Origin of the sequence: Kineococcus sp. G2 (genome assembly GCF_037154035.1) — a bacterium.
Taxonomy (GTDB): Bacteria; Actinomycetota; Actinomycetes; order Actinomycetales; family Kineococcaceae; genus Kineococcus.
The window spans coordinates 1-13,520 of the sequence record NZ_JBBBEM010000018.1; the positions used below are offsets into that span (position 1 = coordinate 1).

Below are 13,520 nucleotides of genomic sequence, written 5' to 3' on the forward strand. Positions count from 1 at the left end.
CTCGGTCAGCCCGGGGCCGGGCACGCCGGTGTCGAGCAGGTGCCGGACGTTGGAGGGTGTCTGGCCGTGGCGGACGAGCAGCAGGCGCACGGTCCCCACCCTGCCACCCGGCGCGCCCCGCGTCCCCCGCGGTGATCGGGGAAGTCGCGACTTCCCCGATCACCGCGGGGGACGCGGGGCGCGCCGGGTGGCAGGGTGGGGACCGTGCGCCTGCTGCTCGTCCGCCACGGCCAGACACCCTCCAACGTCCGGCACCTGCTCGACACCGGCGTGCCCGGCCCCGGGCTGACCGAGCTGGGCGAGGAGCAGGCCCGGTCCCTGGTGGACACCCTCGGTCCCGAGGGGATCGGCGCGATCACCGCCTCCTCGCAGCTGCGCGCCCAGCTGACCGCCGCGCCGCTGGCGGCCCACCTCGGCCTCGACGTGGTCGTCGACGCCGGCCTGCGCGAGATCGAGGCCGGCGAGGTGGAGATGCGCGGCGACGAGGAGGCCGTCGCGCGCTACTTCGCCGTCGTGACCGCCTGGGTGAGCGGCGACCTGGACGCCGCCCTGCCCGGCGCGCCGGACGGGCACGCCTTCTTCGCCCGCTACGACGCGGCGATCGCCGCGGCCGCCGCCCGCGCCCGCGACGCCGGCGCCACCACCCTGGCGGTCGTCAGCCACGGGGCCGCGATCCGCGCCTGGGCGGCCGCCCGGGCGCGTGGGCTGGCGCCCCGCTTCGTGCTGGACACCGGCCTGCTGAACACCGGCGTCGTGGACCTGCGCGGCGACGTCGAGGGCGGGTGGACGTGCGAGACGTGGATGGGTGCCGCCGTCGAGCCCGCCCAGGCGGACGCGGCCGGTGCCGGCCCCGCCGGGGAACCCGGCTCGGTGTTCTGAGGTCCCCCGCCTCCTCGCGCCACACCTCCCCGCGCCCTCACGGTGATCTCGCCGTGTGAACCCTCGACCGTGCAGGATCACGGTGGGGTGGGGTGGCGGATCAGCCCAGCCGGTCGCCCGGCCGCTGCGCCGGGCCCAGGTCCAGCGCGCCGCGGTCGAACTTGTCGCGCAGGAACGCCCCGTGGACGGCGAGGTCCTCCTCCGCCCGCCGCTGCAGGCGCTCGCGCACGTCCAGGACGGCGCGCTGCAGCAGGGCCAGCTGCTCCAGCGCCTCGACCCGCGCCCGCTCCGCGCCGCTGCCGCTCGCGGCGCCCAGGTACGCGACGACCACGCCGGGCAGGTGCTCCCCGGCGACGGTCTCGACCGTGCGGGCGTCGGGGGACAGGACGTCCAGCCGGTCCCAGCGCGGCAGCACCTCCGCCACCGCGTCCAGGACGCAGCGGCCGGCGCGCACCACGTCCGCCGGGACCCCGGGCGAGCGCAGCGCGCGCTCGCCCGCCGCCACGGCCTCGTGCACCGCGCCGGCGGGGGCCGCCGCGAGCGCCGCGGGTGCCGGTGCGGCCGGTCGTCGCCCCGGGCACAGCAGGTAGCCGGACAGGTAGCCCACCGCGCAGGTGCCCACCGCCACCAGCGGGTGGCCGCTGGCGGCGAACCCGCCCAGCAGGGCGAGCAGTCCCGCACCGCTGCCGGCGAGGTGGGCGGTGCTGCCGAGCGCCTCCAGGCGGCGCCGGCCGTGCGTGTCACTGGTAGCCACGGATCTCCTCGAAGACGCCCGCCAGGTCCCCGGCGCCCGCCGCGAACGCCTCGCCGCCGGTCAGCGCCGCCACCTGCGCCATCTCGGTGGGGTCGGCCTCGCCGAAGACGACCACGAAGGTCGGGACCGAGGTGATCGGCCGCCCGGCGGCGACCTGCTGCCCGTACCAGGCGCGGAAGTCCGCCGCGGTGCTGCCGTCGGTGTTCTCCCCGTCGGTGAACAGGGTGACGCTGACGAACCGGTCCGGGGCGGCCTCGGCGACCGCCAGGGCCTGCTCGTACGCCACCCGCAGCGCGTCGTGGATGGCGGTGCCGCCCTCCGCGCGCAGGGACGCCGCCCACTCCCGGATCCGCGCCAGGCTGCCGGCCGGGTCCGCCGGGTCCACGGCGGTGGTCCCGCGCGACTTCACCGTGTCCGCGAACTCCACGTGGTGGACGTTCTCGCGCGGCTGGAAGGCGAGCAGGCCCTCGCCCGCGGTGCCGTCCGGGCCGCCGTCCGGGACGGTCAGCGCGGTCAGCGCCGCCTGCAGCTGCACCAGGCGCTCGCCCTCCATCGACCCGGACGTGTCCACGGTGAGCACCACGTCCGAGGGCTTCTTGATCTCGCTCTGCCAGGCGCTCAGCAGGGCCCGCACCGTGGAGCGCCGGTTCGGGAAGGGCAGCTCGTAGACGTCGCCGGACCCGGCCGGTCCGCCCGTGCCGGTGCGCCGGCCGGTGGCGGCGAGCTCGCGCTGCACCGGTTCGCTCAGCAGGTCGGCGACGACCGCGTCGTAGGCGCGCTGCTGCTCCTCGCCCGCCGAGCGCAGCAGCGTCAGGGGGTACTCGGCGGTCAGGGTGCCGTCGGAGGGGGTGAGCACCACCAGCGGTTCCCCGCCGGCGCGCAGCGGGCGCAGCACCGACTCGTAGCCGAACAGGGCGTTCACGTCCGCCGGGTCGGCGGTGAACCGCTCCACCAGGAACCCGGTGGAGCCGGCGGTCAGCTCGTGCCCGCGCGCCAGCCGCCGCAGCTGCCCGGCCACCGCCGCCACGTCCTCCTCGGCCAGGACGGTGCCCGTGCCGGAGAGCGCGGTGGCGGCGCTCACCAGCGTGGCGAAGCCGCTGTTGGAGGACACCGGTGAGGTCATGCCGTAGCGCAGCCGCCCGTCGTCGGCGGCGTCGACGACCTCCGCCCAGGTGGGGGAGCGGCCCGCCCAGCCCAGCTCGACCGCCGTGGCCCGCGCCACCCCGAGGGCCACGGGGGAGGACATGACGTCCTCGGAGCGGGCGACCGCCGCGCGACCGCCGTCCAGCAGCGCCAGGTGGTCGTTCGAGGGGAACCAGGTGGCGTCGTACCCGGTGGCGCCGCCGTCCGCGACGAGCTGGGCGCCCTCCACGGTGCCGGTGCACGTCAGCTCCACCCGCACCCCGGTGCGCTCGGCGACACCGGCCAGCACCGGCTCGACGTCGCGCAGCTCCGAGCCGGCCAGCACGCGCAGGACGTCCGCGCGCGGCCCGGCGGGCACGGCGGGTGCGGCGCTGCCCCCGGTGGCCGGGCCGGCCGGTGCCTGCCCGGAGCCGCGCGCCGGACCGGACGTGCACCCCGCCAGCAGGGCGCCGGTGGACGCGGCGGCCAGGCAGGTCAGCACCCCGCGCCGGGTGGTCCCCCCCACGTCCCCCCTCACCCGCCGTGGGCCGCGGCCACGGCGTCGATCAGGGCCTCCAGCACCTCGAAGGAGGGCGGGTCGGCCACGTCGGTCAGGGACCGCTGCACGCCGACGCCGTGCTGCGCGGCGATCCGCGCCAGCACCGAGCCGTCACCGGTGCGGAAGCCGTGCTCGGCGGCCAGCGCCGTCAGCTCCGGGTCGGTGGCCAGCAGCTCCGCCAGGCGCTCGGCGCCGGGGTCCAGGGCGACGAGGGTGTGCTTGGAGGCCACCGTCGGGTCCGGGTACGCCAGGACGGCGTCCGCGCCCAGCCGCGAGGTCCCCCGGGCCGCCTCGCCGACGAACTGCGCCTCGTAGGCCATCACCAGCGGCACCGCCCCGGCGCCCTGGGAGAGGTAGTCGTCGAACGGCTCGTCCGAGGAGGCCGCCGAGAAGCCCTGCGCCAGGAACAGGTGCGTCAGCTGCGGCAGGACCGCCTCCTGCTGCTCGCGGGTGGTGACCACGCCGCCGCCGTTGAGCACCCACGCCGCCCCCGCCAGGTACATCGCGGCGGAGTTGGAGGTGCGCACGTCGGTGGAGGTGATCAGCACCGCGCGGGGGGAGCCGTACAGCTCCCGGGCCCCCTCCAGGTCCTCCCAGCGGACGCCCTCGCGGACCATCCGCAGGTACGCCGCCAGGTCCAGGTGCCACACCCCGTCGGCGTCCTGCGAGGCGGCGCCGTTGCGGGCCAGCAGCTGCACCACCGGCTCGTGGGTGGCCACCACCATCGGCGACCAGAACGGGGAGGACACCTCGGTGGCGCCGGTGCGCTCGGCGATCCGCTGCGCGGCCGGGGCGGAGGAGGGGAACGCGAAGTCGTAGCCGTCGAGGTCCACGTCCGTGGCGATCTGCCGGCTGCCCGCGGTGTCGACCTCGACCGCCAGGCCCTGCTCGGCCAGCGCCCCGCGCACGCGCGGGTCGGCGAAGAAGTCCTCCTTCTCCGAGCCGATCACCCCGCGCAGCGTCGTCACCGCACCCGCACCCGCTGCCGCGTCCGCGGAGCCGGAGCGGCGGTCCAGGACGAACAGCGCCGCGACGGCCACGACCAGGAGCACCGCCAGGGCGGCGCCGACGAGCTTCCTCACCGGGGTCCGCGCCTCCGGTTCCTGCGGGGATCGTCCACGTCGTGGACGCTAGGGGCGGCGGGTGGTGACCGGGGGAGGCGGTGGTGAACGCCCGGGGAACGCGGGGCGACGACTGCGTCCCCGCGCTCCCCACCGCGCCCGGGCCCGCGCCGGGGGCCGGCTGTCTAGGCTGCCCGGCAGCGGCGCGGCGGCGGGAGCGCCGCACGGCGCCCGCGCCGGCGTGCGCGGGGGAGGGGGACGACGTGGCGGCACCGCTGATCGAGGCGGCGATCGAGGACATCCGGCGCCTGATCGCGTCCGGGGCGCTGCGCCCCGGGGACCGGCTGCCGCCCGAGGCGGACCTGAGCGCCCAGCTGGGGATCTCGCGCGGCACCACCCGCGAGGCCGTGCGCGCCCTGGTCTCCGCCCGCGTCCTGGACGTGCGCCGCGGCGCCGGCACCTACGTCACCAGCCTGAGCCCCGAGCTGCTGCTGGAGGGCGTCGGCGTGGCCGTCGAGCTGATGCAGGAGGAGGCCCTGCTGCACCTCGTCGAGACGCGCCGGGTGATCGAACCGCAGGTCACCGCGCTGGCGGCGGTGCGCGCGCAGCCGGCCCAGCTGGAGGAGATCGAGCACCACCTGACCCTGATGCGCGCCGCCACCGACCTCGAGGCCCTCGTCCGCCACGACAACGACTTCCACGCCGCCGTGGCCCGCGCCGGCGGCAACCCGGCCCTGGCCGCGGTCCTCATCGGCATCTCCAGCCCGACGCTGCGGGCCCGGGTCTGGCGCGGTCTCCTCGACGCCGACGCCCACCGCCGCACGGTCGCCGAGCACTCGGCGATCTGGGAGGCGGTCCTGGCCCGCGACCCCGCCATGGCCGCCGCCGCGGCGCTGCTGCACGTGGGCACCACCGAGGCGTGGGTGCGCACGCTGCTGGACACCGGCCCCGACGAGGACGGGAACGGCGACGGGGCCGGGGGCGGCGACGAGGTCGAGGACGGGGACGCGGCCGTCGCCGCCGGCTGAGCGCGCCGGGGCGCGGGTGCCGCTCGCACCCGACTAGGGTGTGCGCCAGGTGTGCCGGGAAGTCTGGTCGGCGGTCCCGTTCAACGACCCCGTGGAGAAGCCCGTGCAGCAGAACACGCCCCCCCGCCGCCCCCTCTTCGGGTACGGCTCCTGGCCCGAGGCGCGCCGCGTCGCGGAGGTGCTGCGCACCGAGACCGTCGGCGGTGCGCTGCTCCTGATCGCGACCGCCCTGGCGCTGGTGTGGGCGAACCTGCCCGGCGACACCTACGAGACGGTGCGGCAGTTCCACTTCGGCCCCGAGGCCCTGCACCTGGACCTGTCCGTCGAGCACTGGGCCGCCGACGGGCTGCTGGCGATCTTCTTCTTCATCGCCGGCCTGGAGCTCAAGCGGGAGTTCGTCGCCGGCGACCTGCGCAACCCGCGCGCCGCCGCCCTGCCGATCGCGGCCGCGGTCGGCGGCATGGCCGTCCCCGCCGGGATCTACGTGCTGGTGAACTCCTTGGGCGACGGCCCGGAGGGGGCGCTGTCCGGGTGGGCGATCCCCACCGCCACCGACATCGCCTTCGCCCTGGGCGTCCTCGCCGTCATCGGCAGCCACCTGCCCTCCGGGCTGCGCACCTTCCTGCTGACCCTCGCGGTGGTGGACGACCTCCTCGCCATCACCGTCATCGCGATCTTCTACACCGACGACCTCGCCCCGCTGCCGCTGCTGCTGGCGCTCGTGCCGCTGGCCCTGTTCGCGTTCGCCGTGCAGAAGCGGGTCCGCTCGCCGTGGCTGCTGATCCCCCTGGCGCTGCTGACGTGGGGCCTGGTGCACGCCTCCGGCGTGCACGCCACCGTCGCCGGCGTCCTGCTGGGCCTGTCGGTGCCGGTGCTGCGCAGCGACGCCGCGGGCGGCCCCGACGCCGGTCCCGGCCTCGCCGAGCACTTCGAGCACCGCTGGCGGCCGCTGTCCGCCGGGTTCGCCGTGCCCGTCTTCGCGCTCTTCGCGGCCGGCGTGGCCATCGACGGGGCCTCCGGCTTCGTCGACGCCCTCGGCGACCCGGTGGCCCTCGGCGTCATCCTCGGGCTCGTCGTCGGCAAGCCCGTCGGCATCGTCCTGACCACCTTCCTCATGGCCAAGCTCACCAGCGCCGAGCTCGACGAGCAGCTGTCCTGGGTCGACGTGGTCGGCGTCGGCATCCTCGCCGGCATGGGCTTCACCGTCTCGCTGCTCATCGGCTCCCTGGCCTTCGGGGAGGGCACCGAGGCCGGCCAGCACGTCACCCTCGGCGTGCTGCTCGGCTCCACGATCGCCGCGGTGCTGGCCGCCCTGCTGCTCAGCAGCCGCAACCGCACCTACCGGCGCATCGAGGAGGCCGAGCGGGTCGACGCCGACGCCGACGGCATCCCGGACGTGTACCAGCGCGGCGAGCGGAGCTGAGGGCCCGCGCGGCCGCCTACCCTGTCAGACCGTGCAGTGCTCGTACCTCGACGCCGGCGCGTGCCGCTCGTGCACCCTCATGGGCGTGCCGTACCCGCGGCAGGTCGCCGGCAAGGAGCAGCGCTGCCGCGAGCTGTTGGGTGAGCAGCCGCAGCTGCAGTGGCTGCCCGCGGTGCGCAGCGCCGAGTCCGGGTACCGCAACAAGGCGAAGATGGTGGTGGGCGGCACCGCGCGCCGGCCCACCCTCGGCATCCTCGACGCCGCCGGGCGCGGCGTGGACCTGCGCCGCTGCGGCGTGTGCACGCCCGGCGTGCGCGCCGCCCTGCCGGCCGTCGCGCGGTTCATCACCCGCGCCGGGCTGGAGCCGTACGACGTGCCGCGCCGGCGCGGGGAGCTGAAGAACGTCCTCGTCACCGAGTCGCCCGACGGTGAGCTCATGGTCCGGTTCGTCGTGCGCTCCCGGGGCCCGGTCGCCGCGATGCGCCGGGAGCTGCCGCACCTGCTGCGCGAGCTGCCGCAGGCCGTCGTCGTCACCGCCAACCTGCTGCCCGAGCACAGGGCCGTCGTCGAGGGCGACGTCGAGGTCCCCCTCACCGAGCGCACCGCGCTGCGGATGCGGCTGGGCGGGGTGGGGATGGACCTGCGCCCGCAGAGCTTCTTCCAGACGAACTCCGCCGTCGCCGAGGCGCTGTACGCGCAGGTCGCCGAGTGGGTCGACGAGGTCGCCCCCGCCAGCCTGTGGGACCTGTACTGCGGCGTCGGCGGCTTCGCGCTGCGCTGCGCGGCGCCCGGGCGCCGCGTCCTGGGGGTGGAGGTCAGCGAGGAGGCCGTGCGCAGCGCCCGCGCCTCCGCCCGCGCCGCCGGCCTGCGCGGTGCGCGGTTCCTCGCCGGCGACGCCACCCGCTTCGCCCTCGAGGCGGACGAGGCGCCCGACCTCGTGGTCGTCAACCCGCCGCGGCGGGGCATCGGCGCCGACCTGCGCGAGTGGCTGGAGCGCTCCGGCGTCCGCCACGTCGTCTACTCCAGCTGCAACCCCGCCACCCTCGCCGCCGACCTCGCCGCGATGCCGTCGCTGCGGCCGGTGCGGGCCCGGGTGCTGGACATGTTCCCGCAGACGGAGCACGTCGAGGTCGTCACGCTGCTCGAGCGCACCGGCTGAGCGCACCGCCTGAGCGCGCCGCCGGGCGGGCTCCCGCCGGGCGGCCGGCGGTGCCGCGCGAGCGGCCGTGCCGTCCGAGTGGCCGCGCCGTCGGAGCCCGGTGACACTCGGAGAGCGCCGGGCCCACCGGTGACGACCAGGACCCCGGAGGTCACCGTGAGCACCCCCAGCGACGGATCGCACGCCGCCGACGCCCCCCGCGACGGCGCCCGTCCCCTCGGTCGGCCGGCCGAGCAGGACACGGCTCCCGACCGCCTCGTCGTGGAGCACGGCCCGACCCTGAACCGCAAGGAGGTCGTCGAGCGCGAGAAGGACGCCTTCGGCGGTGTCAAGGTCGGCGCGGCGTTCTTCGGCTGGCTCACCGCCACCGGCGCCGCCGTGCTGCTCACCGCCCTGCTGGCCGCCGCCGGCACCGCCGTCGGGCTGGCCACCACCGGCGGCGGCGCCGGCGAGGCCGTGAACTCGATCGCGGACCAGGCGCAGGGGGACACCGGCGCGATCGGCCTGGCCGGTGCGATCGCCGTGCTGGTCGTCCTCCTCGTCTCCTACTTCTGCGGCGGCTACGTCGCCGGCCGCATGGCCCGCTTCGACGGGGCCAAGCAGGGCGTGGCGGTGTGGGCGTGGGCGATCGTCGTCGCCCTCGTGCTGGCGATCGTCGTCGCCGTCGCCGGCAGCGACTACGACGTGCTCGGGCAGCTGAACAGCTTCCCGCGCGTGCCCGCCGACCTCGGCTCGCTGACCGGCGAGGCCGTGCTGGCGCTCCTCGGCGCCGTCGTCGTCGCCCTCGTCGGCGCGATCCTCGGTGGCCTGGCCGGCATGCGCTACCACCGCCGCGTGGACCGGGCTGGCCTCGGGCGCTGACGCACCCGGCTGACACGCCCTCCCGCACCCGCTGATCCGGCCACCCCTTGCTCTACGCGCTCCTGTTCACGATCGCCGGCGCCAGCGCGCTGCTCGCCGCCCTCCTGCCGCGCGTCGTCGACCGCCTGCCCGTCAACCTGCCCATGACGTTCCTGGCCGCCGGCGTCGTCCTCGGCCTGGTGCCGGGGCTGCCCCGCGTGGACCCGATGGCCCACGAGTCCATCACCGAGCACGTCACCGAGATCGTGGTGATCATCTCGCTGATGGGTGCCGGGCTGGCCATCGACCGCCCCTTCGGGTGGCGGCGGTGGGCCAGCACCTGGCGGCTGGTCGGCGTCGCCATGCCGCTGACCATCGCGCTCGTCGCCGTCACCGGCAGCGCCCTGGCCGGGCTGCCGGTGGCCGCCGCCGTCCTGCTCGGCGCGGTGCTGGCCCCCACCGACCCGGTGCTGGCCAGCGACGTGCAGGTCGGCGAGCCCGCCGACGACCCCACCCTCGAGGACGAGGTGCGCTTCGCCCTCACCAGCGAGGCCGGGCTCAACGACGGCGCCGCCTTCCCCGTCGTGCACCTCGCCGTGGTCCTCGCCACCGCCGGCGCCACCGCGAGCGCGCTGGGCGGCTGGGTGCTGGAGGACCTGCTGCTGCGCAGCGTCGTCGGCCTGGTCAGCGGCCTGGTGATCGGCCGCGCGCTCGGTGCGCTGTTCTTCCGCTCCCGCCTGCACGCGCTGCGGCTGGCCGACGACGTGGAGGGCTTCACCGCCCTGGCCGTCACCTTCCTCGCCTTCGGGATCGCCGAGCTGCTGCACGGCTACGGGTTCGTGGCCGTGTTCGTCGCCGCCCACGCCATCCGCTCCGCCGAGCGCTCCCACGGCGCGCACCGCGTCGCCCACGGGTTCGTCGAGCAGGTGGAGCGGATGCTCACCGCGTGGCTGCTGCTGCTGCTGGGCGCGGCGCTGTCCGACGGGCTGCTGCGCGACCTCACCTGGCAGCTCGCCCTCACCGGGGTGCTGCTGGTGCTCGTCGTCCGGCCCCTGGTGGGGTGGCTGAGCATGCTCGGCACCCGGGCCGGCCCGCGCGAGCGCTGGGTCATCGGGATCTACGGCGTGCGCGGCATCGGCTCCCTCTTCTACCTCTCGTGGGCGCTGTCGCACGGCGGGTTCCCCGCCGGGCCGCTGTGGGCGGCTGTCGGGTTCACCATCGCGCTGTCGGTGCTGGTGCACGGCGCCACCGCCGCGCCCGTCGTGCGGCGCCTGGACGCGCGGCGGCTGCTGCGGGCGCGCTCGCGCGGGTCCGCGGACATCGCCCGCACCCACGTGTGAGGGAGCCGTGCGGGAGCTGTGCCGGTGCCCGTCGCCGTGCAACGCGAACGCCCCCGCGCGCGTCACACCAGTGCGCCGCCGAGGTGCGGGAGGGTCCCGCACCGCGCGCCGCGCGCCAGGAGGCACCGTGATCCGCACCCGCCGCACCGCCCTGGCCGCCACCCTCCCCGCGGTCGGCGCCCTCGCGCTGCTCGCCGCCGCCGCACCGTCGGGGGCCGCGGAGCCCGTCGCCGGTGCGCAGGTCGCCGCGCACGCCACCCCGCAGGTGCCCGTGCACGTCGCCGCCGAGGTCGCCGCCGCCGTGCGCGCCAGCCCGCAGGTGGCCGCCGTGCCCGCCGAGGCCTACGCCGTCACGGGTGTGCGCACCGCCGCGAGCGACCCGGCCTGGGCCGCCGCGGAGCTGGCGCCGGCCGACCCGGCGGCCCTGGACCCGGCCACGGTCGTGCTGCACCGCACCGGCGACGCGTGGGGCGTCGTCTCGCTCGGCACCGCGGGCGTCGGCTGCGAGGAGGCTCCCGCCCCCGTGGCCGCCGACCTCGCCCTGCTCTGCTGACCCGTCCCCTCCTCCACCCGCCGTGATCGTGCACGGTCGAGCGCTCAGCCGTGCGTGATCACGGCGGGCGGAGGAGGGAGGGGAGGGGAGGAGGCGGACGGCGAACGGGTAGCGTCGGGGCGTGCCCCTGCTGCTCCCCGGACGCGCGCTGCCCGGGACGGTCCGCGGCGGGTTCGCCCGCCTGGCCGGCCGGCTCGCCGGGCACCCGCCCGCCCCGGTCACCGACCCCACCGACGGCGTCGTCGTCCAGCAGCAGCAGGCCCTCGAGGCGCTGCGCGCCCTGACCCGCATGGCCGAGGCGCTGCTGTCCTGCGGCGCCTCCGCCGCCGACGTCACCGCCCTGACGCTGCGCGCCGCCGCCGGCGCCGGCCTGCACCACACCCAGGTCGACATCACCTTCACCGCCGTCGTCATCGCGACCGCCGGGGCCGACGGCTTCCCCCTGACCGACGTGCGCGTCGTGCAGGCGCGCGGCACCGACTACTCGCGCCTGTCCGCCCTCTACGAGCTCGCCCACGAGGCCGGCGACGGGCTCGAGCCCGCCGAGCTCGACGCCCGCCTCAAGCGGCTGCTCAGCTCCCGGCGCCCCTACCGCGGCGCCGTCGCCTCCCTGGGCGCCGTCGGGCTGGCCGTGTCCGTGGCGGTCGTCCTCGGCGGCGGCTGGCCCGTGGCCGCGGCCGCGGCCGTCACCACCGCCGCGCTGCAGGCGATGCTGTTCACGCTCAACCGCCGCGGGCTGCCCGCGTTCTTCCAGCAGGTCGCCGGCGCCGCCCTGGCCACCTGCGTGGCGCTGGCGCTGCTGCTGTGGCAGGAGCACCTGCCCGCCTGGATCGGGGTGCTGCCGCCGTCGCTCGTGGTCGGTTCCGGCATCGTCGTGCTGCTGGCCGGGCTCTCCCTCGTCGGCTCCGCCGAGGACGCCATCTCCGGCTTCTACGTCACCGCCGGGGCCCGCGCCTTCGAGACGGTGACCCTCACGGTCGGCCTGGTCCTCGGCATCGCCGGCGTGCTCGACATCGGCCAGCGCGCCGGCATCACCCTGACCCTCACCTTCGCCGCCACCGAGACCCCACCCGCCCTCGTGCAGGTCCTCGCCGGTGCCGCCGCCGCGCTGGCGTGGGCCGTGTCCGGCTACGCCGACGCCCGCGCCATCGCGCTGGCCGCCCTCGCCGGCGGCACCGCCGCCGCCGTCTCCGCCGCCGTCCTCGCCGCCGGCGCCGGGCCCATCACCGCCGCCGGCGCGGCCGCCCTGCTCGTCGGCCTGCTCGCCGAGGGCACCGCCTGGCGCTGGCGGGTGCCCGGCCTGGTGGTCTCCGTCTGCGGCATCGTGCCGCTGCTGCCCGGGCTGGCGATCTACCGCGCGATCTTCACGCTCGTCGGCGGCGGCACCTCCGCCGGGCTGACGCTGCTCGTCGAGGCCCTCGGCACCGCCCTCGCCCTGGCCGCCGGCGTCACCCTCGGGGAGTTCCTCTCCACCCCGCTGCGCCAGGAGTTCGACCGCATCGAGCGCCGGGTGCGCCGCCGCGCCCTCAACCGGCGCTTCTGAGCGCACGCCCCGCGCCCGCCGGATCGCGCGGACGGCCGCGCCCCGACAGGCTGTCGCCGGGCGCCGCCGGAGCGCCCGCGGACAGGAGGACCGGGTGCGCGCGCTGATCGTCGAGCAGGGCTGGAGCCGGGGGGCGCTGGCCGCCGCCCGCGCGCTGGACGCCGCCGGCTGGACCGTGGGGGTCGCCGCCCCCGCAGGCCCCGGCCTGGCCGTCTCCTCCCGCGCCTGCTCCGCCCGCCACCGCGTGCCCGGCCTGCACCCCGCCCCCGCGTTCGTGGACGCCGTCGCGCGGATCGCGCGCACCGGCCGCTACGACGTCGTCTTCGGCGCCGGCGAGGCCGAGGTCACCGCCCTGTCCGCCGCCCGCGACGTCGTCGAGGCCGCCGGCGCCGTCGTCCCGCACGGGCCGCACGAGCAGCTGGTGCGCGCGATGGACAAGGCCGAGCTCTCCCGCGCCGCGGCGGCCGCCGGCATCGCGGTGCCCGACGTCCTCGACGCCGCCGACGTGCCCGACGAGCGCACCGCCTGCGTCGTCAAGGCGCAGCGGCACGCCCGGCCGGACGTCGCCGGCTCCCCGCCGCGCATCGACACCACCGTCGTCACCGGCCGCACCGCCGTCGCCGAGCGCGTCGCGCAGATCCGCGCCCTCGGCGGCGAGGCGGAGGTGCAGGTGCTGCACCCCGGCACCCTCATCGCCTACGCGGTCGTCCGCGGCCCGGACGGAGTGGTCGCCGAGTCGATGCAGCGCGCCGAGCGCATCTGGCCGCCGCTCGCCGGGGCCAGCGCCCGCGCCGTCACCGTCGACGTCGACGTCGAGCTCGCCGAGCGGGCGCGGGCCCTGCTGGCGTCCCTGGACCTGATCGGTCTCGCCGAGCTGCAGTACGTCGCCGAACCCGGCGGCCCGGCGCGGCTCATCGACCTCAACGCCCGCTTCTACGGCTCGCTGTCGCTGGCGGTCGCCGCCGGTGCGAACCTGCCCGCGGTGTGGGGCGAGATCGCCCTCGGCCGCTCGCCGCGGCCGGTGCGGGCCCGGGCCGGCGTGCGGTACCAGTGGGGCAGCGCCGACGTGCGCCGGGCGCTGACCGAACGGCGCGGCGGCCTCGCCCGCGACCTCGCCGCCACCCTGGCCGCGGCCCCCGGCGCCCAGCGCAGCGTCGCCGCGCTGCGCGACCCCGGCCCGGCGCTGGCCCGCCTGCGCGCCGGGCTGCCGGCCCGCTCGGGCGCCACCGCCGCACCCGTGGAGGCGGCCGCCACCTGAC

The 13,520-nt window shown here is 77.5% G+C and carries 12 protein-coding genes and 1 pseudogene; 9 read left to right on the top strand and 4 right to left on the bottom strand.

Annotation, left to right across the window (positions count from 1 at the left end; translation table 11 throughout):
- Positions 1-90: pseudogene (locus V9U69_RS19285) on the bottom strand (histidine phosphatase family protein); the annotation flags it as partial.
- Between the two features lie 114 nt (positions 91-204).
- On the opposite strand from V9U69_RS19285, the gene V9U69_RS03810 reads away from it, so the two are divergent.
- Positions 205-879, top strand: coding sequence for a histidine phosphatase family protein (locus V9U69_RS03810; protein ID WP_337059973.1), 675 nt, complete (start codon positions 205-207; stop codon positions 877-879).
- Positions 880-979: 100 nt separating this feature from the next.
- Here the strand turns inward: V9U69_RS03810 and V9U69_RS03815 are convergent, their stop codons facing one another.
- Genes V9U69_RS03815 through V9U69_RS03825 form a run of 3 tightly spaced genes read right to left on the bottom strand, consistent with a single transcriptional unit; the run spans position 980 to position 4,396 of the window.
- Positions 980-1,633 carry a hypothetical protein gene (locus tag V9U69_RS03815; protein ID WP_337059974.1) on the bottom strand — a complete coding sequence of 218 codons (654 nt, stop codon included), beginning with the start codon at positions 1,631-1,633 and terminating at the stop codon, positions 980-982.
- Positions 1,620-3,281 carry a VWA domain-containing protein gene (locus V9U69_RS03820; protein ID WP_337059975.1) on the bottom strand — a complete coding sequence of 554 codons (1,662 nt, stop codon included), beginning with the start codon at positions 3,279-3,281 and terminating at the stop codon, positions 1,620-1,622. The genes V9U69_RS03815 and V9U69_RS03820 overlap by 14 nt, the downstream gene beginning before the upstream one ends.
- A gap of 8 nt (positions 3,282-3,289) precedes the next feature.
- The gene (locus tag V9U69_RS03825) at positions 3,290-4,396 is read right to left on the bottom strand and encodes a hypothetical protein (protein WP_337059976.1); all 1,107 of its coding nucleotides are present in this window, start codon (positions 4,394-4,396) and stop codon (positions 3,290-3,292) included.
- Between the two features lie 242 nt (positions 4,397-4,638).
- Here V9U69_RS03825 and V9U69_RS03830 point away from each other — a divergent pair, with 242 nt between their 5' ends.
- The 8 genes from V9U69_RS03830 (at position 4,639) to V9U69_RS03865 (ending at position 13,519) form a co-directional block, all read left to right on the top strand.
- A complete protein-coding gene (locus V9U69_RS03830; protein WP_337059977.1) occupies positions 4,639-5,403 on the top strand; it encodes a FadR/GntR family transcriptional regulator in 765 nt (254 codons plus the stop codon).
- Between the two features lie 103 nt (positions 5,404-5,506).
- Positions 5,507-6,826 carry a Na+/H+ antiporter NhaA gene (gene nhaA, locus V9U69_RS03835; protein ID WP_442907577.1) on the top strand — a complete coding sequence of 440 codons (1,320 nt, stop codon included), beginning with the start codon at positions 5,507-5,509 and terminating at the stop codon, positions 6,824-6,826.
- 31 nt (positions 6,827-6,857) lie between these two features.
- Complete coding sequence (rlmC, locus tag V9U69_RS03840; RefSeq protein WP_337059979.1) at positions 6,858-7,985, top strand: 23S rRNA (uracil(747)-C(5))-methyltransferase RlmC; 1,128 nt, start codon at positions 6,858-6,860, stop codon at positions 7,983-7,985.
- A gap of 156 nt (positions 7,986-8,141) precedes the next feature.
- Positions 8,142-8,846: a hypothetical protein gene (locus tag V9U69_RS03845; RefSeq protein WP_337059980.1), complete on the top strand. Its 705-nt coding sequence runs from the start codon at positions 8,142-8,144 to the stop codon at positions 8,844-8,846.
- 47 nt (positions 8,847-8,893) lie between these two features.
- Positions 8,894-10,165 carry a cation:proton antiporter gene (locus tag V9U69_RS03850; RefSeq protein ID WP_337059981.1) on the top strand — a complete coding sequence of 424 codons (1,272 nt, stop codon included), beginning with the start codon at positions 8,894-8,896 and terminating at the stop codon, positions 10,163-10,165.
- Positions 10,166-10,292: 127 nt separating this feature from the next.
- Complete coding sequence (locus V9U69_RS03855) at positions 10,293-10,718, top strand: hypothetical protein (RefSeq protein ID WP_337059982.1); 426 nt, start codon at positions 10,293-10,295, stop codon at positions 10,716-10,718.
- A 121-nt stretch (positions 10,719-10,839) separates the two neighbouring features.
- Positions 10,840-12,261 carry a threonine/serine exporter family protein gene (locus V9U69_RS03860; RefSeq protein WP_337059983.1) on the top strand — a complete coding sequence of 474 codons (1,422 nt, stop codon included), beginning with the start codon at positions 10,840-10,842 and terminating at the stop codon, positions 12,259-12,261.
- 94 nt (positions 12,262-12,355) lie between these two features.
- Positions 12,356-13,519, top strand: coding sequence for an ATP-grasp domain-containing protein (locus V9U69_RS03865; RefSeq protein WP_337059984.1), 1,164 nt, complete (start codon positions 12,356-12,358; stop codon positions 13,517-13,519).
- Position 13,520 lies beyond the last annotated feature (1 nt).